This window comes from Brachybacterium paraconglomeratum (genome assembly GCF_039541415.1).
Classification (GTDB): domain Bacteria; phylum Actinomycetota; class Actinomycetes; order Actinomycetales; family Dermabacteraceae; genus Brachybacterium; species Brachybacterium paraconglomeratum_A.
In genome coordinates, this window is the sequence record NZ_BAABGE010000010.1 from 76,621 (window position 1) to 99,398 (window position 22,778).

Genomic DNA, 22,778 nt, shown 5'->3' on the forward strand with positions numbered 1-22,778 from the left:
GGCGGGACGGCGGCCTAGTGTGGGGAGCAGCCACCGATCCGAGGAGCTGAGGAGCCATCGTGCACATCCAGACCGCCGCCGTGCATACCCTGCGGGATTTCGAGCACGGAGCCGTGGTCCCGCCGGTGCATCTCTCCTCGACCTTCGCGCTCGACTGCGCGAGCGAGGGCGGGGAGTTCGCCTACCAGCGCGGCGCGAACCCCACCCGGGCGCAGCTCGAGACCGTGCTGGCCGCGCTCGAGGGGGCGCAGCACGGCTTCGCCTTCGCCTCCGGGATGGCGGCGACCGCGGCCGCCCTGTCGACGCTGGTCGTCGGTGACGAGATCCTGCTGCCGGCGAGCGTCTACGGCGGCACGTACCGCTTCGTGGATCTGGTGCTGCCGGGTCGCGGGGTCACCGGGCGCTTCGTCGACGACCTCGGCGCGCTCACCGATGACGACTTCACCCCCACCACTCGGGCCGTCTTCATCGAGACCCCCGCCAATCCGACCCTCCGGATCACGGATCTGCGCCGGATCTCCGAGCTCGCGCACCGCCACGGCGCCCTGGTGATCGTGGACAACACCTTCATGACGCCCGTGCTGCAGAAGCCGCTCGACCTCGGGGCCGATGTCGTCGTGCAGTCCGCCACCAAGTACCTCGCCGGGCACTCCGATCTGCTGGCCGGCACCATCACCACCAACGACGACGCGCTCGCCGACGCCTTCGCCCTCGCCCAGAAGGCCCAGGGCGGGGTGCTCGCCCCGCAGGACTCCTTCCGGCTGATCCAGTCGATCAAGACCCTCCCGCTACGCCTCGAGCGCCAGCAGGAGAACGCCGGCGCGATCGTCGCCCATCTGCGTGAGCACGAGGACATCGCCCAGGTCTGGTATCCCGGCTCGCACAGCGAGGAGGAGGCGCACATCCACGCCTCCCAGGCCACCGGGAACGGGGCGGTGCTCTCCTTCGAGCTCGCGGACGGGCTGGACCGGGTCGCCTTCCTCGAAGCGCTGCGCTATCCCGCCTATGCGGTGAGCCTCGGCGGGGTGGAGTCCCTGATCTGCCGCCCGGCCACGATGACCCATGAGGCGATGACCGACCAGGCCCGTGCCAACGCCGGGATCAGCGCCGAGCTGCTGCGCCTCAGCGTCGGTATCGAGAACCTCCAGGATCTGCTCGACGACCTCGACCAGGCCCTGACCGCCGCTCGCTGAGCCGCCGCTCCCGCCGCCCCGGCTTCGCCCAGAGCGGAGCCCTGCATACAGCGGGGACTCGGGTTTCGCCCGTACTATGGACACGTCGGTCCGACGGGTGCACCATGGCGCCGGTCGTGGACCCACCAGATCCCACGTGAGGAGCCCCATGGCACGCCATAACATCGTGTTCGGCCGCGACCAGGCCGTTCAGAACGGCGCGAACTACAACGCCCCCCGCTTCGGCAATTCAGCCCAGGCTGCACCCGCCCAGAACACCCAGTGGTCCTCGGGCTTCGCTCAGCAGGGCTACGGCCAGAGCGCGCCTGCCCAGCAGGGCTCGGAGAACCTCGAGGCGATGTACGCCCGTCCCTCCGCGACCGGTCACGACACCGGCCGGATGACGATGCGGGATGCGCTGAACGCCATCACCGCCACCCTCGGCATCATCGTGGTCGTCGGCTTCGCCGTCGCGATCCTGCCCTACGCGCTGTCGATCGTGGCCGGTCCCAGCGGCGCCCAGGCGGGACTCGTGATCACCGGTGCGGCGACCCTCATCGGCGTGATCGGTGGCCTCGTCACGGCCATGATCAACATCTTCAAGAAGCAGCCCTCACCGATCCTGGTGATGGCCTACGCCGCGTTCGAGGGCCTGTTCCTCGGTGGTCTCAGCGGCTCGTTGGAGTACGTCTACCCGGGTATCGCGCTGCAGGCCGTGGTGGGCACCCTCGCCGTCGCCGGCACCGTGCTGGTCCTGTTCCGGATGGGCGTGCTGCGCACCTCCCCGCGCCTGAACAAGATCTTCATGGTCGCGATGATCGCCTACATGCTGTTCGGGCTCGTGAACATCGGCGCGATGCTGCTGATGGGCCAGAACCTGCGTGACGGCGTGCTGGGCCTGGCCATCGGCGGCATCGCCGTGGTCATGGCCTCCTACTCGCTGGTGATGGACTTCGAGGACGTCCAGCGCGCCGCGGATGGCGGGGCGCCGCGCAAGTACGCCTGGCGCCTCGCCTTCGGACTCGCGGTCACCATGGTGTGGCTCTATGTCGAGATCCTGCGGATCCTCGCGATCCTGCGCGGCAACGACTGACCGGTGCGTGACGGGTCTGCACCCGTATGCTGAACGGCGGGCCCCTCGGGGGCCCGCCGTTCTGCTTCCCCCGAGAGGATCTTCGATGGCCGCCGTCTGGCAGTGGGTGATGGACCACGGGGTCCTCGTGACGACGACTCTCTATTGGACGCTGGACGTCCTGCTGCGCCTGGTGAGCCTGATCGTGGTGCCCCGGAACCGCCGGCCCGGCTCGGCGATCGCCTGGCTGCTCGCGATCATGGTGCTCCCGCTGCTCGGCTTCCCGCTGTACCTGATGCTGGGCAAAGCGCAGCTGCCTCGGCGGCGCCGTGAGAAGCAGCGGGCCATCAACCGTCTGATGCGGGTGCGGGCGCAGAACATCCCCGACAGTGAGCTCGATGCGGACGTGCCCAGCTGGCTGCAGTCCGCGGTGCGCCTGAACCGCGAGCTCGGCGCCTTCCCGCTGACCGGCAACAACTCCGCGGATCTCGAGATCGACTACGACACCTCGATCGCGCGCATGGCGGCCGACGTGCGCTCCGCGCGCGAGAGCGTGCATGTGCTCTTCTACATCATGGGGCTCGACGAGATCACCGAGGACTTCTTCGCAGCCCTCGCAGAACGCGCCGACGCGGGCGTCCCCGTCCGGGTGCTCTACGACCACTGGGGCGCGCTCAGCCACGGGTCGCAGTACCGGGCGATGCGTCGGAAGCTCGACGCCCACGGCATCGAGCATTTCCCGATGAATCCGATCCAGCCCATCCGCGACGGAGCCTTCCAGCGCCCTGACCTTCGCAATCACCGCAAGATGGTGATCGTCGACGGAGAGATCGGCTGGATGGGCAGCCAGAACCTGATCGCCGCCCACTACGACAAGCCCTCGAACATCCGCCGCGGGCTCCACTGGCAGGAGACGATGGTGCGCTTCCGCGGCCCGATCGTCTCGGAGCTGAACCTGCTGTTCGCCACCGACTGGTACTACGAGTCCGAGCAGATGCTTTCCGAGGACGCCCTGGTCAAGCCGTCCCCGGACACCTCAGGCAGCTACGAGTGCCAGCTGGTGCCCAGCGGCCCCGGCTTCGTCGCGGAGAACAACCTGGCGCTGTTCAACCAGCTGTTCTACTCCGCCACCCGCCGCATCGTCGCGGTCTCGCCCTACTTCGTCCCCGACGAGTCGATGCTCGCGGCGCTCGTCACCGCCGCCCGGCGCGGGGTGGAGGTGGAGCTGTTCGTCTCCGAGATCGGGGACCAGTTCCTGGTCTTCCACGCCCAGCGCTCCTACTACGCGATGCTGCTCGAAGCCGGGGTCACGATCTGGCTCTACCGGGCCCCGACGATCCTGCACGCCAAGCACGTCACCATCGACGACTCGGTGACGGTGATCGGCTCGTCGAACATGGACATCCGCTCGTTCCTGCTGCAGATGGAATGCTCGCTGATGATCGGCGGCACCGACTTCATGGTGAAGATGCGCGAGGTGGAGGCGACCTATCGGGATCGCAGCCGCCAGCTCACCCTCGAGGAATGGAACCAGCGACCGCGGACGATGCAGGTGGTCGACAACCTCTGCCGGCTCGCGTCCTCGGTGGTCTGAACGGGCTCGCCAGGTCAGGGTCTCCGGGTCTCCGGGTCAGGGTCAGGAGATCCCGGTGAGCGATGCGTATGCCTCGTCGGCGGCCTGCTCGTGCTCCGGCACGCCGACGGCGGTCTCGGTGACGAACAGGCTCGGGCCCTGGTCGGTCTCGAGCACCACGACCACCAGCTCGGTGGCGGAGGTCTTCTCCATCGGCGAGTAGGTGAAGTTCACGATCGCGGTGGTCCGGTAACCGGGCATCCCGGAGATCGTGACCGGCTCGGTGATCTCGTCATCCAGGGACCGGCCCGTGGTGTCGCCCCAGACCGGTGCCGAGAAGTAGCAGTCGACGATGGTCTGCGAGGCGACTTCCGCACCGGGATACTCGATGCCGGGCTGCCACTGGATCGCTCCGACGGTCATGGTGGAGGACCAGCCCTCCTCGACCCGAGCCTGAGCGCCCTGAGCATCAGTGGAATAGGCGGTGATCTGGGGGCCGCTGCGCAGGTCGTAGACGGCCGGGGGGATGAACTGCAGGCCGCCGCCGCGCAGCTTCCCGGAGGGGTTGGAGGAGGTCCGCTCGTTCCCCTCCGGGCTCCAGCAGCGCTCCGCCACGACGTCGGTCGGGGTGGCCGAGGGCGTCTCCGAGGCGGAGGTGGACTCCGGATCCATCGGCGCGCTCGCGGACGAGGAGGCCCCCGCATTCCCTCCGCCGCCGCCCCCCGAGGGGCGCAGCACCAGGTAGGCCACGGTCACGCCCACGATGAGCAGGAAGACCACGGCGAAGGCGATCCCACCGATCAGCAGGGCGGCGCCGCGGCCACCATTGCCACCGCTCTGCTGCTGGGTGGAGGTGTACTGGGGTCCGGTGTGCACTGCGGCTCCTTCGACGGGCGATGATCTCTCGACGTGCGGTGTGCGGGCCGTGTCATCACTCGACGACGGCAAGGCTCGCGAGGATGTCCTCGAGGTTCTGGGCGTGCTCGGGCTGGTCGGCGGCGACATCGCCGACCAGCGCGCTGGGGCCGTTCGGGGTCTCCACGACGATCGAGGTGACGACCGAGGCGCTCGAGGACTCGAGCTTGCTGGGATCCTCGAAGTGGTAGGTCGCCTGGACGATCCAGGCCGCAGTGCCGTCGACGCTCATGACCTCGGAGCGGTAGTCGGTGACCTCGGGGTGCTCGCCGAAGTGGGAGAGCACCCCCGAGGTGGTGGCATAGCACTGGAAGATCGCGACGGCGGCCGGCTCGAGGCCGGGATACCCGCCCTCGTTTTCGGGGAAGGCGACCCGGCCGAGGTTCAGCACGCTGTACCAGCCGCCCTCGACCAGCCGGGAGTCAGCACCGACCTCGGTGAGATACGGCAGTGAGGAGACCGACCAGCCATCGCCCCAGCCCTCAGGGTTCGTGTACTCCAGACCGCCGCCGCGCACCTTCCCGGGCACGGAGGGCGGAGGATTGCTGTTGGTCGGCACGGTGCACTCGGTGGTCGGCGCCTGCGTGAAGAGCGGTGGGGGCGGGGCGATATCCGGGTCCTGCGGGTCAGGCACGTACTCGGACTGCCCCTCGGCCGAGCGCTCGCCCGTCTGATACGCGGTGGGATCAGGATCGTCCAGCGCCGAGCGGAAGACGGTCTGGGAGAGGACCAGCGCGAGAACCGCGAGCACCACCACGGCGGAGCCGATGACCGCGAGCATCGTGGTGCGGCTGCGGCGCAGGGCACGCTCGCTCGGCGCACCGAGGGTCACCGGGCCGTCGTCGGCATCGAAGGCAGGCAGCCCGTCCGAGGACTGCGAGGAGAAATCAGGCAGCGAGGAATCAGGCAGCGAGGAATCTGCCGACCGCTGCTCGCCGCCTGGCTCCTTGCTCATCCCCACCTCCGCTGTCTCCCCGCCGTCCGCCGTGCAGAGTTCTGTGCTTGCGCCCCGGGGGTGCTCTCGGCCGTCCGCCCCGGGCGATTCTCGCACGTGAGCCTGCCCGCGATCGCTTCCAGGATAGAGATGCCAGCCGCGATTGGTACTCTCCGCTCACGGAACAGACCCGCAGCCCGGGCTCGCCCGCCCCGCGCCCTCCCGGAGCCGGGAGTCCCGAGAGATGGAGACCGCATGCGCCCGCCCCTCGTCCTGACCATCGCCGACTCGGAGACCGACGGTGCCGCGGGCATCCAGGCGGATCTCAAGACCTTCACGGCGCTGGGCACCTACGGGGCGAGCGTGGTCAGCATGATCACCGTCGTCACGACCACCGGCGTGCAGAGCACCCATCCGCTGCCCGGGGACGTGGTGCGTCGCCAGATCGACGCGGTCGCGGGTGACCTCCGGCTCGACGCCACCAAGATCGGCGCCCTGGGCAGCGCCGCCGCGGTCGAGGCGGTGACCGCCGCCGTCCGTGCCCATCGCGGGCGACTGGGACGGATCGTGCTGGACCCGGTGATGATCAGCGCCGACGGCACCCCGCTGCTCTCCGCGGAGGGGGCGACGGCGCTCGCGACGGAGCTGCTGCCCCTGGCCGATGTGCTCACCCCGAACATGGCCGAGGCCGCCCAGCTGCTGGGCCGGCCGCTCGCGACCTCGATCGACGAGATCCGCGAGCAGGCGCTCGCGCTGCAGGCGCGGGGGCCCGGGACGGTGCTGATCACGGGCAGGCTGCTGGACGGCGAGGACGTGGTGGATGTGCTGGTCCATCAGGGCGGCACCGACCTGCTGCGGGCCCGGCGGCTGCCGGGTCGTCGGGTCCGCGGCGCCGGGTCGACCCTGTCCGCCGCGATCGCGGCGCAGCTCGCCCGGATCGCCGAGTTCGACCGGGCCGGGGAGCTGGGGGAGATCGGCGAGAAGGGCACCGAGGACGACATGATCACCATCGTCGCCTCCGCGCGCGAGTTCGTCGCCAGCGCCACGGAGAACGCCCAGGGCTGGCAGCTCTCGCAGCACGAGGGTGGCTTCAGCCCGGTCAACCACCTCATCACCCTCGACAAGGACTGACCTGCCGGGCTACTCCCGGAGCAGCCCCAGCTGCTCCTTGAGCGTGAGCATCCGGCCCGCGGACTTCCGCACCCGCTGCTCCTGCTCCGGGCTCTGCGCGGCCCAGTTCTCGATCGCATCGACCAGCTCTCCGGTGAGCGAGGCGTCGGCCGTCAGCACCGCATCGCCTCCGGCCTCCAGCAGGCGGGTGGCGCGCTCGGGGACGGGGACGGAGGCCACCGCCTTCGCCGCGCCGATGTCGTCGGTGACCACCAGTCCCTCGAATCCGAGCCCGTCGCGCAGCAGATCCTGGATCGCCGCGGCGGAGAACATCGCCGGGATCCCCGCCTCGAGCTGCGGATAGATCGCCGAGGACATCATCACCAGCTGCGCACCGGCCTCGATCCCGGCGCGGAAGGACTGCAGGAACGGGTCCTCGGGCCCGGTGACCTCATCCTCGATGCCCTCGGCGGAGAAGTCCGTGTTCTTCTGAACCCGTCCCAGGCCCGGGAAGTGCTTGAGGGTCGCACCGACGCCCTGGGCGGCAAGGGCAGTGGTCGCGGCCGCTACGCATTCACCCACCGCCTCCGGGTCGGTGCCGAAGCCGCGGTCCAGCCCGCCGACGGGCTCGTTCGCGTTGCCCAGGGCGGGATCGACCACATCGGCGACCGGCGAGAACGCGACCTGGATGCCGCGGGCGGCGAGGTCCTCACCGATGCTCGTGTAGGCCTCCGTCACCGCCTCCGTGCCCTGCTCGCCGAGGTGCTCGGCCGACGGGGTCTTCCGGGCTGCATCCCCGCGCAGCATCCTCACCTGCCCGCCCTCCTGATCCACGGCGATCAGCGCTGGCAGGTCAGGGCGGGAGAGCTCGCGCGCCGTGGCGACCGTGCGGTCCACGGCCTCGGCGCTCTCCCAGACCTGGAGCAGGAAGATCCCGCCGGCATGATGCTCGGTCAGCACCTGCTCGGGGATCTCGGAGCCGGCGGGGATTCCCACCAGCACCAGCTGCCCGGCGAGCTCGCGCGGGGAGAGGGTCTCGAGCAGCAGCTCCGCGGCGGTGGGAGGCTCCGTGGGGGCGGGGGCCGACGGCGTCTCGCTGGGCTTCGGCGAGGTGTTCCCCTCGGAGCCGCCGCTGTCGCTGGTGCCGTCGGGTCCGTCGGCCCCGGGGCTCGGGGAGGGTTCCTCCGCCGTGCAGGCGGCGAGGGCCGCCGCGGGGGAGAGGGCCAGGAGATGACGACGACGCATGCCGTCAGTGTTCCATGGTGGGTCCCGATGTCAGCGGGACGTGAGCGGAGCAACCAGTGCCCCGTAGGGTGGCCCTATGAGCACCGAGACCCCGCCGCAGGAGCATCCTCATGCCCCGCGGATCGAGTCCGGCACCGGGACCCCGCTGGCGACCTGGGTGCAGCGGATCGACGACGCCGGGGGCCGCGACCTCGACCACACTGCGATCGCCCGTCTGCTGCCGCAGCGGTGGGAGATCAGCGAGTGGTGGGCGCAGGGAGTGACCGTCGCCTACGAACAGCTCATCGGCCGCCGCGTGGCAGGTCAGAGCAGCGGGGGCGACTTCGCCGCGTCGGCCTCCCGCACCCTGCCCGGAGACCCCGACTCCGTGCGTGAGCGATGGGACGGCTTCATGAACCCCGCGCGCCGCGAGGCGCTGGGACTCCAGCAGCCCAGCCTCAGCGACACCCCGACGTGGCGCTATTGGCGCGTCGCCGTGAGCGACGGGAGCCGGCTCTCGGTGAACATCACCGCCAAGGACGAGGGCCGCAGCACCCTCGGGATCGAGCACAAGGGCCTCGAGAGCGCCGAGGCCCGGGAGCTCTGGAAGACCGCCTGGAAGACCACCCTGACTGACTTCACTGGCTTTACAGATTTCACTGACCCCTCACACCCTGACCAGGAGATTCGATGACCGCCCCTGCTTCTCGCCCCGCCCCGCAGCTGCCTGCCCGTGATGGCAGCGCCGATCCCCATCAGTGGCTCGAGGAGGTCACCGGGGAGGAGGCGCTGGCCTGGGTGCGGGAGCGCAACGCGGCCGCGGAAGCAGAGCTGGACGGCGTCGGCGATCCGCGCGACCCGGCGGCCGCCTCGCTGGCTGCGACGCTGCAGGACGAGATCCGGGAGATCCTCGACGCCAAGGACCGCATCCCCGGCGTCACCAAGCGCGGGGAATACCTCTACAACTTCTGGACCGACGCTGAGCATGAGCGCGGGCTCTGGCGGCGCACCACCCTGGACTCCTATCGCACCGAGCAGCCCGAGTGGGAGGTGCTGCTCGACGTCGATGCGCTCAACGAGGCCGAGGGTGAGGACTGGGTGTGGCACGGCGCGCGCCTGCTGCGTCCGCAGGAGGGCGAGCCCTACCGTCACGCCCTGGTCGACCTCTCCCACGGCGGCTCCGACGCGGATGTCACTCGCGAGTTCGATCTCGAAACCCTCGCCTTCGTCTCGGCGGCCGACGGCGGCTTCGAACGCCCGGAGGCGAAGGGATCGCTGAGCTGGATCGACGCCGACACCGTCTGGGCCTCCACCGATTTCGGCGAAGGCACCATGACCAGCTCCGGCTATGCCCGCCAGGCCCGGATCTGGCATCGCGGCACCCCGCTGGACGAGGCCCAGCTGGTGCACGAGGTGCCCGAGACCGACATGGCGATCTTCGCCGCCCACGACTCGACTCCCGGCTGGGAGCGGGACTGGGTGATCGAGGCGCACGCCTTCTACAACGACACGATCCACGTGGTCGACCGCTCGCAGCAGCCACCGGTGCTGACCACGGTCGAGGTCCCCGCGGACCTCGAGGCCAGCGCGCACCGCGATCTGGGCATCTTCAGCCCGCGCAGCGACTGGGAGATCGGGGAGGCGGTGTACCCGGCCGGGTCCCTGGTGGTCGGCGACTTCGCGCGCTTCCAGGCAGGCGAGCCCGAGCTGCACATGCTGTTCGAGCCCACCGAGACCACCTCGCTCGCGGACATGACCATCACCCGCACCACCGTGGTGCTCTCGATCCTCGAAGACGTCGTGCACCGGCTCGAAGTGCACACCCGCGATGAGCACGGCGCCTGGGTGCGTCAGGACCTCTACCCCGAGCTGCGCGGCTCGATCGGGGTCTCCGCGGTCGACGCCGACGTCAGCGACGAGGTCTGGGTGACGGTCACCGACTTCGTCGAACCCACCACACTTCAGCTCGGCGATCTCGCAGAGGTCGCGGACGGCGGCGAACCGGGCGAGCTCGCACTGATCAAGTCCGCGCCGGCACGCTTCGATTCCGAGGGCCTGGACGTCAGCCAGCACTTCGCCACCAGCGACGATGGCACCCGCATCCCGTACTTCGAGATCACCCGGATCCAGGAGACGGACAGCGCGAGCTCCGCCGCACCCCGACCCACCCTGCTCTATGGCTACGGCGGCTTCGAGATCTCCTTGACCCGCTCCTATCTCGGGGCGATCGGGAAGACCTGGCTCGAGCGCGGCGGCACCTACGTGCTGGCCAACATCCGTGGTGGCGGGGAGTACGGCCCCCGCTGGCACCAGGCCGCCCTCAAGGAGAACCGTCACCGCGCCTATGAGGACTTCTCCTCGGTCGCGAAGGACCTGATCGAGCGCGGCGTCACCGACCGTGACCATCTCGCCGTGCGCGGCGGCTCCAACGGCGGCCTCCTCACCGGGAACATGGTCACCCTCTACCCGGAGCTGTTCGGCGCGGTGATCATCCAGGTCCCGCTGCTGGACATGAAGCGGTACAGCCACCTGCTGGCGGGTGCTTCTTGGATGGCCGAATACGGAGACCCCGATACCGAGGACTGGGAGTACATCCGCACCTTCAGCCCCTATCACCTGCTCGAGGAGGGCAAGGGCGCCGAGTATCCGCCGACGTTCGTGCTCACCTCCACGCGAGATGACCGGGTCCACCCCGGGCATGCCCGGAAGTTCGCCGCCGCCATGGAATCCCTGGGTGCTGACGTGCGCTATTGGGAGAACATCGAAGGCGGCCACGGTGGCGCAGCCAACAACGAGCAGGCCGCCCGGATGAATGCGCTGCTGTACACCTTCCTGTGGAACACCATCGGAGATCCCTCGTGAGCACACCTGCCCCGCCCCCGGACGGGCAGGGCGCTGATCCCGCCAGCCCCGTCGAAGGGCTGGATGACCTCGTGGACCGGCTGGCTGCGGAGCAGCGGGATGCTGTCGCCGCGGAGCAGGCGCAGGCGCAGATCGATGCCGACGAGCCCGCCGAGCAGCGTCCCGAGCCGCCGCTGCTGGGCGGGGAGCGGGAGACCCTCGAGGGATTCCTCGACTTCCTGCGCGCCACCGTGCTGTGGAAGACCGACGGCATGAGCGACGAGCAGGCCGGCCGGCGGCTGGTCGGCTCGGAGACCACCGTGACCGGCATGCTCCGCCATCTGGCCGATACCGAGCGCTACTGGTTCCGTGAAGTGCTCGGCGGAGTGCCGCTCGAGGACGTCGGCTACCGCTGGTCCGACGGTCATGACACCCGCAGCGAATGGGCGCTCCCGGTGGGGGCCACGCTCGCCGAGGCGCGCGAGGACTACCGCAGCGCCACCGAGCAGTCGCGGGCCCAGCTGGGAGGTCGTGACCCGGGGGAGGAGCTGCACGGTGGTGGCGAGGTGCGCACGGTGCGCTGGGTGCTGACCCATATGGTCGAGGAGACCGGACGTCATGCCGGGCAGCTCGACATCCTGGTGGAGCTGCTCGCGGGGAGGACCGGCGAGTGATCGCTCTGCCCGGGTTCCGCTCCACCTCCCGCACCCGGCCGTCGGAGTTCTTCGATCGGGCCGCCCAGGATGATCTGCTCCAGCTGCGCAACGACCTGATGACGGTCTACCGCGAATTCTCCGCGGAGGACCCGCGGCTGTTCCCGCTGCGTTACGCCCGCACGGTTCCGCGTCGCCTCCGTGCCGCGAGCAGCACTGCCTCGAGCAGCACGGCCTCGAGCAGCATTGAGCCGCACAGCTCTGCGACTCCACAGGCACCGGTGCTGCTGATCCCCGGCGGGCCGGCGCGGGCCTCGGTGCTGCCCTATGACGTGCTGCGTCGCAGCCTCGCGGGGCGAGGCCTGGACGTGCTGATGATGGAGCATCGCGGAGTGGGGCTGTCGAGGCTCGACGCGGAGGGCAAGGACCTTCCGCCGCATGCGATGGCACTGCGCGAGGTGGTGGGTGACCTGGTGGCGGTGCTCGACCATGCCCGGGTCCCGCAGGCAGCGGTGGTGGGCAGCGGCTATGGCGCCTATCTCGCGCAGCTGCTCGCGATCTTCCACCCCGAGCGGGTGCACTCGCTGGTGCTGGACTCTCCGTTGACCGGTGCGGGGGACGAGGTGATCGCCCAGGAGGCGCTGCGCGCGCTGTACTGGGACGGGACCGACCCCTCCACCGACACGACCGCTCGCACGCTGCGACGACTCGCGCGAGAGGGCACGGTCGAGGCTGCGCGGGCGGGGCCGGTGGTGCTCGCCGTCCATGAGCATGGCGGGCCGGAGGCGGTGCGGGACCTGGTCGACCTGCTGGCCGTAGGGCGTGGTCATCTGACCTGGACCAGCGTCCGCCAGGTGCTGAACCAGGCATGGCTGCAGTCCACCCCGTATGTGATCGAGCACGACCTGACCGCACGGATCCTGCACACCGAGCTCGGCACCGGGCATCACGCGGACGGCGGCCCGTTGGATCCGCTGCTGCTGGAGGCGGAACAGGCACGCGCGGTGCCCCCGTTCACCGGGGAGCAGCTGAATCTGCATGAGCTGGCCCCGGCGATCACTGCGCCGACGCTCGTGGTCACCGGCTCTCAGGACCTCGTCTCACCCCCGTGCATCGCCCGCGAGCTGGCCGGCCGCATCCCCGGTGCTCGGCTGCTCGAGATTCCCGGTGCCCGGCACTCGATCCTCGACACCCGCAGCCGGATCCTGCAGGTTGCCGCCCGCTGGAGCGCCTGCGGGACCGCCGCGCAGCTGCCCGAGCACGCCGCTGCTCTCGCGGCGCTGCCGGTCTCGGCGACCGACCTCGCGCTCTCGCGAGGGCTGCAGATCGCGCTCGCCGCAGAGCGCTATTCCCCGTGGCGCCTGCGCCTGGAATCGGCGCGCGCCGAGCGGGAGCGGCTGCTGTGGGAACGTGCCCGTGCTGATCCCCGGCCGCATCGTGGCCGTCGCTCCTCGCAGGAGCGGGCGGATCCCGTGTGAGACCCGCCCCTCGGCAGGTCACAGGAGAGTTCGCGCCAGTATCCTGAGCCGAACACAGGACGGCACAGTCAGGGAGAGCATCGATGGGGTCTGGGTCGAGCAGGCGACGCGCCACCGGAATTCGCAGCAGCGCAGCGCTGACGACCCATCAGGGCCTGCTGCGCGCCCTGGCGATCGCCAGCATCGTCGGGGTCGGCACGGTGACCGGTTTCGGTGCCGCCGGGCTGGGCCCTCTTTCCGCCCTGGCCGGTGACCCCGGGGAGAGCCCCGCCGAGCTCCCCGTCGCGACCGATCCCGCGACGCCCGCCCCCTCGGACGGCGGCGGAGCCCCGGACCCCGCCGGCACGCCGATCGCACCGGTGCCGACCGAGCCCGCCGCAGAGACCACGCCGGCGGAGACCGAGAGCGCCTCGCCCGAGGAGACGCAGCCGGCACCCACCGAACCTGCGGAGGATGACTCCGAGCGTGAGGCCGAGGGTGGGCGTGACGACGGCTCCACCGGCAATGACTCGCCCCGCGGCGGCAATGGCGGCTCCTCCGACGGCGGCACCAAGCCGGGCAACGGCTCCGGCGGCGGTAGCTCGACCCCGCCCTCGGCGCCGGAGACTGGAACTACCTCGCCTCCCGCGGAATCCACGACGCCGAGCGACGATCCTGAGTCTGGGAGCCCGGACCCCGGGCAGGAGACACCTGAAGACGGTGACTCTTCGACTCCCGGGGACGGTGACTCCTCGACGCCGGGGCAAGGCGACTCCACCACGCCAGGGGCTGGCACCGGCGAAGAGACCGCAACGAACCCGGAGAGTTCCGCCGATCCCGATCCCGAAGGCGCTGAGGGCGGCAACGGTTCAGGCGGCGCTGAGGGCGAGGGCGCCAGCGATCACGGAGCGAACCAGCGGGGAACGAACCCGCAGGGGCTGAATCAGCAGAGCACTACGGCCGGCACACGACGGTGAAGCCGCCGTCCTCGAACTCCGTCTGATACTCCGCGTCCCACTGCTGCTGTGCCCAGCTCGGCAGATCCTGCGGCGGGCCCTCGCCCCAGGAGAAGGCGTAGTCGTCGCTGAGCACGCAGTCCGGCACCCGTTGATTGGGTCCGTGCAGCCACTGCACGTCATGGTCCGGGACCGCCTGGGCCATCAGCGTGATGTCCACCGCGAGCACTGACCCGTCGGGCACTGCCGCGAGCGCCTCCGCTGCGGGCTCCGCCCGCCAGGTCGGCTCCCACAGCTGGGGCCGCAGCACGTCGAGCACCGGCATCGCCGGGCCGAGCAGCAGGGTGACCGCTGCGGAGGCGGCGACCGCGGTGATGCGGATCCGGCGCACCGGGAGCGGAGCATCCCGCCGCCACCAGGCGGTCGCGCGTCCTGTGCGTCGATCCCCGAGGGCGTCCAGCATCGCGGCCAGCGCGATCGGCATCAGCACCGCGTTGTAGTGCCAGTACCAGTCCCAGTAGAACTCGACGGTCCCGGTGAAACGCCAGGCGAGGGTGGGCAGCATCAGCGCGATCAGCGGTGAGCGGCCACCGATCAGGCCCGCGACCAGCAGCAGCATGAGCACTGTCAGCCACTTCACCGGCGGCCAGAACACCTCGAGCGGGGAGCCGAGGTTGTCGGTGTAGTCGTACTGACCGGCAGTGTTCAGCAGCGGCAGGAGCACGAAGGTCGACAGCACGAACCACCCCGCGCCCCACCCGGCCAGCGCCCATCCCGCACGGCGGTCGCGCGAGTGCTCGCGGTGGCGCAGCGCGATCAGCACCCCGAGCAGGGCGACGGTGAGCCCCAGATCCTCCTTGACGAAGACCAGCGGCGCCGCCCACAGCACTGCGTCGAGCACCCTGCCGCGCAGCAGCGCCGTCAGCGACAGCGCCAGCAGCGGCACCGCGAAGGCGATCTCATGGAACTGGACCGATGCTGCGGACTGCAGCCCGAAGGAGAACACATATGCGCCCCCGGCGAGGGAGCCGAGCCCCGGGCCCAGGCGGTCGATCGCGAGGCGGGTCAGCGGGATCGCGGACACCCCGAACAGCAGCGCCTGCGTCCACAGCAGCGCCTCACCGGAGGGCCAGGCCCACCACACCGGGGCCAGCATCACCAGCAGCGGATGGAAGTGATCGCCCAGCAGATTCACCTCGTCCCCCTTGATGGGGACGATCGGGGCACGCAGCTCCCCGTAAGCGCGTGCGAGCTGGGTGAAGATCCCCAGATCCCACGAGCGGGCGACGAGATGGTGGAACTGCTGGGAGCCCAGCATCCCGTAGGCGAGGGTCGCGGCGAGGGCGAGCAGTCCGGGCACCAGCCGTCGCGAGAGTCCGCCAGCATCGGGGGTCTCCGCTGTTCCGTGCTGGGTCACGGAGCGGGCGTCGGCCGGAGTATCCACGGTGCGAGGGTATATGCCATGACCGGAGGAGCCTCCACGCTCTACGATTCGCCTATGACCTCGAACTCCACGGCTTCCCTGCTCCGCTCCGCCGCCGCTGCGGCCACCATCGGCGGGCTCAGCCTCATCGAACCCCGACGGCTGGGCCCATGGTCGCGCGCCGCGTACCGGATCGGTACGGCAGGGGTGAGCGGTCTGCTCGTCGCTGACACCACGCGCGAGGAGGAGGTGATGCTCTCGCGAGGCCTGGACGGTGTGATCATCGGCGCCGCGACGCTCGGCCTGATGGATCTTGTCGAGCATCTCGATGCCCGGATCGTCGATGCGATGGGCCGCCGCGGGATCTCCCGGCCTCGCCTGGTGCTCGCCGCGCTCGGCGCGGCCGGAACTGTCGCGATGTACGCACTCGACACGTACCGGGCCTCGGAAGAGCACGGCACGGAGATCGAGGAAGACGTCGAGGAGCGCGAGCTGCCCACCCCGGTCCGGGACCTCGTGGACCTGTTGCTGGCGGCGGAGGGTACGGACCTTCCCGGTGCGGCGGCACTGCATGCCCAGCTGCCGGAGGCGAACGCACACGGTCCCTCCGAGGAAGCTGCAGAGGTGTGGCTCTCCGTGCCCGAAACCGCCGAGCGCGCGGTTCCGCGCCACCAGACCTGGCCGGTGCGTGGCGTCTTCACCCAGAAGGGCCATCGCTTCCAGGCCGAGCTGCAGATCGACGACGGTCTGCTGAGCATGCTCAGCATCGTCCTCGCCGACGACATCGAGGAGGCCGACGTGGATGCGGCGCTCGAGCACCTCTCGGGCACGGACTTCTCGCTGCCCGGGTCCGACGAGATCAAGATCGTCCGCGAGACGGCGACGCCCTGACCGGCCGAGGCCGCCCCAGCTTCCGCGGGAATTCTTCGGTTCTCGGCTTCGAATCGCTGATTCTCCCTCCTCGGCTGGGCAGTTCGTGATGGAATGCTGAGCGCCGGTGCGCGCCGGAGGATCCGGGCGCGATGATGCGCAGCGCACCGCTCATCCCATCCCCGGAGGAATGCAACGATGCACTTCAACCGTTCCCGTCTGCCCAGACCCCGGGGCGCGCTCGCGGCCGGCGCCGGTGCGGCCCTCGTGGCCGGCCTGCTGGTCGCCCCACCCGCTCTGGCCGAGGGAGGCTCTCCCGAGCTCCTCGGCACCGCTTCCGAGCTCGGCGTCGAGGTTCCCACCCCCGACGACGTGCTCGATGCGGCCGAGACCGCGATCCCGGGCCGCTGGCTCGTCGAGGTCGAGGGCGCCCCCACGCTCCGCGGCGGCAATGCCTCGGCGAACTCCCGTGCCCAGGACCAGGTCCACCAGCGTGCGGAGGCTGCCCAGATCTCGATGGAGGTCGAGGAGACCTTCGTGGCCGGCTGGAACGGCATGTCGGTCGCCATGGAGGACGCCGACGTCGCCAAGCTGCGCGATGTCGCCGGCGTGAGCGCCGTCTACCCGGTGCTCGAGGTCTCGATGCCGGAACCTGTCGATGCCGCACCGAATGACATCTACGGCAACGCGATGACCGGTGTGGATCAGGTCCAGCAGGTCGACGGCCTCACCGGTGAGGGCGTCACCGTCGCCGTCATCGATTCCGGCATCGACTACAACCACCCCGACTTCGGGGGCTCCGGCACAAATGACCAGACCGCAGACTTCCCGGGCGACCGGGTGGTGGGCGGCTACGACTTCGTGGGCGATGACTACGACTCCGGAGCGGGGACCCCCGTCTCCCCGGATGAGTTCCCCGACGACTGCGGCGGCCACGGCTCCCACGTCGCCGGCATCATCGGTGCCGACGGCGAGGTGCTCGGCGTGGCACCGAACGTCGACCTGCTCTCCTATCGCGTGTTCGGCTGCGAGGGGTCCAGCAGCACCGAGGTGATCCTCGCGGCGATGGAGCAGGCGATGGAGGACGGCGCCGACGTGGTGAACATGTCCCTCGGCGCGAGCTTCGTGACCTGGCAGGACTACCCGACCGCACAGATGTCCGACGTGATGACCGACAACGGGGTCACCATGGTGATCTCCGCCGGGAACGAGGGCGTCGCGGGCACCTTCTCGAGCGGCGCCCCGGGCGTCTCCGCCGAGGCGATCACCGTCGCCTCGGTGGACAACACCCACCTCCGCTCGCCCTACGCGACCGCAGCCGGCGCCGAGATCGCCTACAGCGGCGCCACCGGCGCGCCGGCGATCCCGACCTCCGGCGAGCTCGCCCTGGTCTCCGCCGGCGCCCCGGGCAGTGCAGCAGGCCAGGCCTGCGACCCTGCCGCCGTCACCCCGGCCGCCGGTCCGGGCCAGGCGCTGTTGGTCGAGCGCGGGGTCTGCTCCTTCTACGAGAAGGCCTTCTCCGGTCAGTCCGCCGGCTACGACGCCGTCATCCTCTACAACAACGCTCCCGGCGCCGTGAACCCGACCGTCGAGGGCGATCCGGCGATCACGATCCCCGTGGTCATGATCAACCAGGATGACGGCCTGGCCCTGCAGGAGGCGCTCGCCGCCGGCGACGTCACCTGGGCCTGGCAGGAGGGCACCGTCACCCTCGAGAACCCCACCGCGGGAATGGTCTCGGACTTCTCCTCCTACGGACTCACCGCCGAGCTGCAGCTGAAGCCCGACATCGCCGCCCCCGGCGGGTCGATCTGGTCCACCATCCCGCTCGAGCAGGGTGGCCACGGCGCGAAGTCCGGCACCTCGATGGCGGCGCCCCACGTCGCCGGCGCCGCCGCGCTGCTGCTGGAGGCGAAGCCCGACTTCGCCCCGGCAGAGGTGAAGACCGCGATGATGAACACCGCCGATCAGCTCGACTGGTCCCTGATCCCGGGGACCGGCTACCTCGAGCCGGTGCACCGTCAGGGTGCGGGCCTGCTGGACATGGTGGGCGCGGTGCACACCGCCACCCGCGTCGATGAGCCCTCGATCTCCCTCGGCGAGGGAGAGGCCGGCCCGAAGACTGTCACCCTCACCGTCCACAACGACGCCGAGACGGAGCAGACCTACCAGGTTGGCGTCCGCCACGGCATCGCCACCGGACACCCCACCTACAACCCGGCGTTCTACGATGCCCCGGGCATCGCCGAGCCCGGCGCGGAGACGGTGACCGTGCCCGCCGGGGGCAGCACCGAGCTCGACGTGGTCCTCGGTGAGGACTTCGGCGAGGACGGCATCATCTACGGCGGCTGGATCACCCTGACCGGCGCGGAGGATGACATCGTCGTCCCCTTCGCCGGACTCTCCGGTGACTACCAGGCGCTGCCGGTGCTGGATCCCCAGGGGATGGGCCTGCCCTCCCTCGGCGTCTCTGACGGAGCCGACGGCGTGCTGCTGGATCCCGAGGGCGGCCACACGTACACGATGCAGGACGGGGACATCCCCTACCTCGCGTACTACTTCGGCTACCCGGTCGATCGGCTGGAGATCCAGGCGTACTCGATCAACGGGGGAGGGAAGGCCAAGCCGGTCAACCCCTCCGTCGGCCTGATCGACGCCGCGGATCATCTGGGCCGCTCCGCCGCCCCCGAGGTCTACGGCTGGGATGGCAGCTATGCGCTGAAGAACCAGAAGTCCAAGACCGTGAAGAACGGGGACTACATCCTCGAGCTGCGAGTGCTGAAGCCGCTCGGTGATCCGGCGAACCCGGACCACTGGGAGACCTTCACCTCCCCGCAGTTCACGATCGACAACCCGAACCCGGGCAAGCCCGGAGCTCGCTGAGTCATGGCACGCTGAGCCTCGGCCCAGCGTCACAGGCGGAGGGCGGCGACACCATCTCGGTGCCGCCGCCCTCTGTTCGTCTGCTGGCTGCTGGCAGCCCCTGCCTCTGCCGTCTGCCTCTGCCTCTGCCTCTGTTCGTCTGCCTGTTTGCCCGGCAGCCCGTCCGTTCTGGGTCGGGCGCGTCGAGTACTGGCGATAGAGAGCACGCTCTGGTCATATTTCCGGAGCGTGCTCTCTATCGCCAGTAGTTGACGGGAATGCGGCTAGATGGGCGCCAAATTGGGGCCAAGGTGGGATGGGACGGGATGGGATGGGATGGGTTGGGCCCAGCCCAGGCCAGCCCAGGCCAGCCCAGGCCAGGCCAGGCCGGGCCAGGCCAGGCTGGGGCCGGGCTCAGATTGGTGCTGGGGCTGGCGTGGCGCGGGGGCGGGCTCAGGCCCCGGGCAGCTCCTCTGCCTCGATCCGTGCGAAGCGGATCTCGCGGGCCTCGACCTCCCAGAGCACACCGATCGCGCCGTCCTCCAGGGCCTGGACCACGGAATAGTCCAACGGACCGGGCTCGAACACGAGCACCTCGTGCCAGGTCTCCCCGTCATCGTGCGAGGCGCTCAGGGTGCCGCGGATTCGGGCGAAGCGGTCGTGGGCTCCCGTGAACAGCAGCTCCCGTGCCCGCGGGTCTCCGGCAGGGGCGTCCGGCCAGCGGCTCGCCAGCTGGGAGTTGTTGCCGGGGTCCACGAACTGAGGATCGATTCCGCGGTCCTCCCAGCTCTCCCCGCCGTCAGCCGAGACGGCGATCCGCCGATGCCCGCCGCGGGCGTGATCGCGCGAGTTCAGCAGCACGCTGCCGTCGGAGAGCTCCACGATGGTGGTCTCGTCCATGTCCTCACCCACCGCAGCGCCGCGCTGCCAGCTCTCGCCATGGTCGTCGGAGAAGAGCACGAAGGAACGCACCACCTCACCATCGGTCGGACTGTCGCCCACACGGTCTCGGGGGCCGCTGTCACCGGAATGGAACCATCCGCAGTACGGTTGCAGGAGCCTGCCTGCATGCGCGCCGCGACGCAGCACGATCCCGGCGCCGGAGGTCGGGAAGGCGGTGCGGAGCAGCTTCGGGGGAGCGACGATCGCGGTCACGGAGCGGAACTGCCAGCTGCGGCCCGAGTCCTCGGACATGCCCACGGCAGATCCCATCACGTTCCGGTCCGCGTCATCGGTGCCGGCCACCGCATCCCAGACCCCGCGGTCCTTCGCGTGGGTGTGGAACACGAAGACCCGGCCTGAGGCAGGGTCGTGGAGATAGCTGGGATCGCAGTACCACTGACGTCCCTCGCGATCCGCGGCCCGCAGCTCCTCGAAGGGGCCCCAGCTGCGGCCGCCGTCCAGGGAGCGCCGCTGCACCAGGCCCGTCGGGTCCGGGACGTCCTGACCGGTCTCGCGACCGTCGAAGGCCGCGAGGACCAGGCCGTCACCGAGGTGGACCAGGCCCACGATGCGGTACCGCGGCCAGGGCCCCTCCCCGGCCCGGGCCAGCACGGTGTGCGGGACCGGGTCGTCCGGGACCGGGGCAGGGCTGTGGCCGAGGGAGATCACCGCGAGAGGATCCAGTCCAGGTCCAGGCGCGCGATCATGATGGTCTCCTGCTCTCCCTCGTAGGCGAGCAGGAACTCGTCGCGGCCCGCGGCGATGATCACCGAGTACTGGCAGGCGCCGGGTGCGAACACCCGCTTGCGCTCCCAGCTGGCTCCGTCATCGGTGGAGATCTCGACCGTGCCGTTCACGCGATCGTTCGGGACATGGTCCGCGTGGGAGAACAGCAGCACCTTCGCCTTCGCGGAGCCCTCGGGCGCCTCGGGGTATGCACGGGTGAGCTGGGCGTTGTTGCCGGGATCGACGAGCGACGCGTCGCGGTGCAGGTCCTGGTAGGTCGCGCCGCCGTCGTGGCTGAGCGCCACCCAGCGGCGCCCGGTGCGCACGTGCTCGCGGGAGTTCAGCATGACCGTGCCGTCGGAGAGCTCGGCGACCTTGTTCTCGTCCAGCTCGGTGCCCACGGGGGTGCCCATGGTCCAGGTCTCGCCGTGGTCGTCGGAGTAGACCGAGTATGCGGAGACGTCCTCACCGCCGGTGTCGTTCCGGAACCAGCCGGCGTACTGCTGGATCAGGCGGCCCTGGTGGGCGCCGTGGCGCAGCTGGATGCCGGCGCCCGAGGAGGCGAACATCGCCCGGCAGTTCTCGGGCTTGACGACCTCGGTGAGGGAGCGGTGCTCCCAGCTCTCTCCGCCGTCATGGCTGACGCTGAGGTTCGCGCTCATGACTCGACGGTCCGCGTCGTCGTTGCCGTACTCGCTGTCCCAGACGCCGACGTCCTTGGAGAACACGCAGAACAGGAAGATGCTGCCGGTCTCGACATCGACCACGTAGGACGGGTCGGAGTAGCCGAGCTTCTCGCCGGGGACCTCGGACTCCAGGCCCTGGCGCACCACGGTCGGCTCCTCCCAGGTGCGGCCGCCGTCCCGGGAGCGACGCTGCCAGATCGAGTTCGGGGCCGGGGAGTCGCCGTGCACCGGGCGCTTGTCGAAGGCGGCGAGCAGATCACCGTTCGAGGCCACGGCCAGGGCAGGGATCCGGAAGTTCAGCACTCCCCAGTCGCCGGGCGCGGCGAGCACCTGCTCGTCGTAGCTGCCCTGGCGGTGGCCGCGGTCCTTCACCGGGGGCAGGGCGGCGGAGCCGGCGGGGGAGGCGGACGCGCCGGCGGCACCGGTGCCCAGGGCGGTCATAGCGGCTGCCGTGCCGAGCAGGCCGCGGCGGGTCAGATGTGCATCCATCGGGTGATCTCCTTCATCGGGGGTTCCTTCTGGGACCTTGCTCCCTGCGGTCAGGGCGCAAGAGCTTCTCGCACGACGCCCCGCTCAGGGCGGCAGGTCGTGGGCGGTGCAGCCGACGGGATCAGGCGTCCTCGACCGCGGTGCAGAACCAGCGGGTGATGCTGGTGGGATGGGTGATCGCGGTGCCGACCACGACCGCGAAGGCGCCGGTTGCGCGGGCGTCGGCGGCCTGCTGAGGGGTGTGGACCCGTCCTTCGGCGACCAGCACTGAGGACGCCGGCAGCTGCTGCGCGAGCTCTCCGAGCAGTGCGAGATCGGGTCCGTTGGTCTTCGGGCGTGCTGCGGTGTAGCCGGCGAGGGTGGTGCCGATCAGCTCGACGCCGAGATCCGCCGCGATGCGTGCAGATTCGAGGCTGTCGCAGTCCGCCATCAGCGGCCCGTCGAAGCGCTCACGTACGGAGGTGACGGTCTGGGCGAAGGTGCGCCCGTCGGGGCGGGGCCGGGTGGTGCCGTCCAGGGCGAGGATGTCCGCGCCCGCATCGATCACGGCGAGGCAGTGGTCGAGGGTGGGGGTGATGAAGACTCCCTCCTCCCCGTCCTTCCAGATCCCGATCACCGGGACCGCAACGGCGGATTTGACCTGCGCGATGTCCTCGAGCCCCTGGGCACGCACGGCCGACGCACCGCCCTGCTCGACCGCTGCGGCGATCTGCGCCATCGTGCGCGGATCGCGCATCGGCTCACCGGGGTAGGCCTGGCAGGAGACGATCAGAGAGCCCTCGAGCGGGGCGAGCAGAGGATGCATGAGAGGTCCTATCGGCAGAGCGGACGGTCGATGGTGAGCAGTAAAAGGCGCGGGAACCGGGTTAGGGC

General features: G+C 70.3%; 18 protein-coding genes. 11 read left to right on the forward strand and 7 right to left on the reverse strand.

Going from position 1 to position 22,778, the window contains the following annotated elements:
* The first annotated feature begins 59 nt into the window (after positions 1-59).
* The 3 genes from ABD893_RS14970 (at position 60) to cls (ending at position 3,838) form a co-directional block, all read left to right on the forward strand.
* On the forward strand, positions 60-1,193 hold the full coding sequence (locus tag ABD893_RS14970) for a trans-sulfuration enzyme family protein (protein WP_345082052.1): 1,134 nt from the start codon (positions 60-62) through the stop codon (positions 1,191-1,193).
* Between the two features lie 148 nt (positions 1,194-1,341).
* Positions 1,342-2,265 carry a Bax inhibitor-1/YccA family protein gene (locus ABD893_RS14975; RefSeq protein ID WP_345082055.1) on the forward strand — a complete coding sequence of 308 codons (924 nt, stop codon included), beginning with the start codon at positions 1,342-1,344 and terminating at the stop codon, positions 2,263-2,265.
* A gap of 85 nt (positions 2,266-2,350) precedes the next feature.
* Positions 2,351-3,838 (forward strand): cardiolipin synthase, encoded by a 1,488-nt coding sequence (gene cls / locus ABD893_RS14980; protein WP_345082057.1) that lies wholly within the window; start codon positions 2,351-2,353, stop codon positions 3,836-3,838.
* A 42-nt stretch (positions 3,839-3,880) separates the two neighbouring features.
* Here cls and ABD893_RS14985 read toward each other — a convergent pair whose 3' ends face one another.
* Together ABD893_RS14985 and ABD893_RS14990 are read right to left on the reverse strand one after the other, a co-directional pair.
* On the reverse strand, positions 3,881-4,693 hold the full coding sequence (locus tag ABD893_RS14985) for a hypothetical protein (RefSeq protein WP_345082059.1): 813 nt from the start codon (positions 4,691-4,693) through the stop codon (positions 3,881-3,883).
* Positions 4,694-4,748: 55 nt separating this feature from the next.
* Positions 4,749-5,687, reverse strand: a complete 939-nt coding sequence (locus tag ABD893_RS14990) for a hypothetical protein (RefSeq protein WP_345082062.1) — start codon at positions 5,685-5,687, stop codon at positions 4,749-4,751.
* Positions 5,688-5,921: 234 nt separating this feature from the next.
* Here ABD893_RS14990 and thiD point away from each other — a divergent pair, with 234 nt between their 5' ends.
* Complete coding sequence (gene thiD / locus ABD893_RS14995) at positions 5,922-6,797, forward strand: bifunctional hydroxymethylpyrimidine kinase/phosphomethylpyrimidine kinase (RefSeq protein ID WP_345082065.1); 876 nt, start codon at positions 5,922-5,924, stop codon at positions 6,795-6,797.
* A gap of 9 nt (positions 6,798-6,806) precedes the next feature.
* On the opposite strand, the gene ABD893_RS15000 is transcribed toward thiD, so the two are convergent.
* Positions 6,807-8,021: a glycoside hydrolase family 3 N-terminal domain-containing protein gene (locus tag ABD893_RS15000; protein WP_345082068.1), complete on the reverse strand. Its 1,215-nt coding sequence runs from the start codon at positions 8,019-8,021 to the stop codon at positions 6,807-6,809.
* A gap of 76 nt (positions 8,022-8,097) precedes the next feature.
* Between ABD893_RS15000 and ABD893_RS15005 the strand changes: the two genes are divergently transcribed.
* From ABD893_RS15005 to ABD893_RS15025, 5 genes are all read left to right on the forward strand, one after another.
* Positions 8,098-8,694: a hypothetical protein gene (locus tag ABD893_RS15005; RefSeq protein WP_345082071.1), complete on the forward strand. Its 597-nt coding sequence runs from the start codon at positions 8,098-8,100 to the stop codon at positions 8,692-8,694.
* Positions 8,691-10,862: a prolyl oligopeptidase family serine peptidase gene (locus ABD893_RS15010; RefSeq protein WP_345082074.1), complete on the forward strand. Its 2,172-nt coding sequence runs from the start codon at positions 8,691-8,693 to the stop codon at positions 10,860-10,862. Before ABD893_RS15005 ends, ABD893_RS15010 begins: the two co-directional genes overlap by 4 nt.
* Positions 10,859-11,515 (forward strand): DinB family protein, encoded by a 657-nt coding sequence (locus tag ABD893_RS15015; protein ID WP_345082077.1) that lies wholly within the window; start codon positions 10,859-10,861, stop codon positions 11,513-11,515. Before ABD893_RS15010 ends, ABD893_RS15015 begins: the two co-directional genes overlap by 4 nt.
* Positions 11,512-12,972: an alpha/beta fold hydrolase gene (locus ABD893_RS15020; RefSeq protein ID WP_345082080.1), complete on the forward strand. Its 1,461-nt coding sequence runs from the start codon at positions 11,512-11,514 to the stop codon at positions 12,970-12,972. The genes ABD893_RS15015 and ABD893_RS15020 overlap by 4 nt, the downstream gene beginning before the upstream one ends.
* A gap of 83 nt (positions 12,973-13,055) precedes the next feature.
* Entirely contained in the window at positions 13,056-13,928 is an 873-nt protein-coding gene (locus tag ABD893_RS15025; protein ID WP_345082083.1) for a hypothetical protein, read from the forward strand.
* Here the strand turns inward: ABD893_RS15025 and ABD893_RS15030 are convergent.
* Complete coding sequence (locus ABD893_RS15030; RefSeq protein ID WP_345082086.1) at positions 13,906-15,351, reverse strand: DUF2079 domain-containing protein; 1,446 nt, start codon at positions 15,349-15,351, stop codon at positions 13,906-13,908. The two genes, ABD893_RS15025 and ABD893_RS15030, sit on opposite strands and share 23 nt — an antisense overlap.
* A gap of 54 nt (positions 15,352-15,405) precedes the next feature.
* Between ABD893_RS15030 and ABD893_RS15035 the strand changes: the two genes are divergently transcribed.
* Both ABD893_RS15035 and ABD893_RS15040 read left to right on the forward strand, forming a co-directional pair.
* The gene (locus ABD893_RS15035) at positions 15,406-16,221 is read left to right on the forward strand and encodes a hypothetical protein (RefSeq protein ID WP_345082089.1); all 816 of its coding nucleotides are present in this window, start codon (positions 15,406-15,408) and stop codon (positions 16,219-16,221) included.
* Positions 16,222-16,398: 177 nt separating this feature from the next.
* Positions 16,399-19,083 carry a S8 family serine peptidase gene (locus ABD893_RS15040; RefSeq protein ID WP_345082092.1) on the forward strand — a complete coding sequence of 895 codons (2,685 nt, stop codon included), beginning with the start codon at positions 16,399-16,401 and terminating at the stop codon, positions 19,081-19,083.
* A gap of 432 nt (positions 19,084-19,515) precedes the next feature.
* Here the strand turns inward: ABD893_RS15040 and ABD893_RS15045 are convergent, their stop codons facing one another.
* The 3 genes from ABD893_RS15045 to ABD893_RS15055 form a co-directional block, all read right to left on the reverse strand.
* The gene (locus ABD893_RS15045; RefSeq protein ID WP_345082095.1) at positions 19,516-20,673 is read right to left on the reverse strand and encodes a sialidase family protein; all 1,158 of its coding nucleotides are present in this window, start codon (positions 20,671-20,673) and stop codon (positions 19,516-19,518) included.
* Positions 20,670-21,905, reverse strand: a complete 1,236-nt coding sequence (locus ABD893_RS15050; protein WP_345082098.1) for a sialidase family protein — start codon at positions 21,903-21,905, stop codon at positions 20,670-20,672. Before ABD893_RS15050 ends, ABD893_RS15045 begins: the two co-directional genes overlap by 4 nt.
* A 121-nt stretch (positions 21,906-22,026) precedes the next feature.
* A complete protein-coding gene (locus tag ABD893_RS15055; protein WP_345082101.1) occupies positions 22,027-22,710 on the reverse strand; it encodes an N-acetylmannosamine-6-phosphate 2-epimerase in 684 nt (227 codons plus the stop codon).
* Between the last annotated feature and the right edge of the window lie 68 nt (positions 22,711-22,778).

What these genes read in the sequence shown, in the direction of transcription:
- ABD893_RS14975 (WP_345082055.1), top strand. Translation starts at nt 1,342, where the DNA reads ATGGCACGCCATAACATCGTGTTCGGCCGCGACCAGGCCGTTCAGAAC.
- thiD (WP_345082065.1), top strand. Translation starts at nt 5,922, where the DNA reads ATGCGCCCGCCCCTCGTCCTGACCATCGCCGACTCGGAGACCGACGGT.
- ABD893_RS15035 (WP_345082089.1), top strand. Translation starts at nt 15,406, where the DNA reads ATGACCTCGAACTCCACGGCTTCCCTGCTCCGCTCCGCCGCCGCTGCG.
- ABD893_RS15010 (WP_345082074.1), top strand. Translation starts at nt 8,691, where the DNA reads ATGACCGCCCCTGCTTCTCGCCCCGCCCCGCAGCTGCCTGCCCGTGAT.
- ABD893_RS15000 (WP_345082068.1), bottom strand. Translation starts at nt 8,021, where the DNA reads ATGCGTCGTCGTCATCTCCTGGCCCTCTCCCCCGCGGCGGCCCTCGCC.
- ABD893_RS15040 (WP_345082092.1), top strand. Translation starts at nt 16,399, where the DNA reads ATGCACTTCAACCGTTCCCGTCTGCCCAGACCCCGGGGCGCGCTCGCG.
- cls (WP_345082057.1), top strand. Translation starts at nt 2,351, where the DNA reads ATGGCCGCCGTCTGGCAGTGGGTGATGGACCACGGGGTCCTCGTGACG.
- ABD893_RS15055 (WP_345082101.1), bottom strand. Translation starts at nt 22,710, where the DNA reads ATGCATCCTCTGCTCGCCCCGCTCGAGGGCTCTCTGATCGTCTCCTGC.
- ABD893_RS15005 (WP_345082071.1), top strand. Translation starts at nt 8,098, where the DNA reads ATGAGCACCGAGACCCCGCCGCAGGAGCATCCTCATGCCCCGCGGATC.
- ABD893_RS15025 (WP_345082083.1), top strand. Translation starts at nt 13,056, where the DNA reads ATGGGGTCTGGGTCGAGCAGGCGACGCGCCACCGGAATTCGCAGCAGC.
- ABD893_RS14990 (WP_345082062.1), bottom strand. Translation starts at nt 5,687, where the DNA reads ATGAGCAAGGAGCCAGGCGGCGAGCAGCGGTCGGCAGATTCCTCGCTG.
- ABD893_RS15050 (WP_345082098.1), bottom strand. Translation starts at nt 21,905, where the DNA reads ATGGATGCACATCTGACCCGCCGCGGCCTGCTCGGCACGGCAGCCGCT.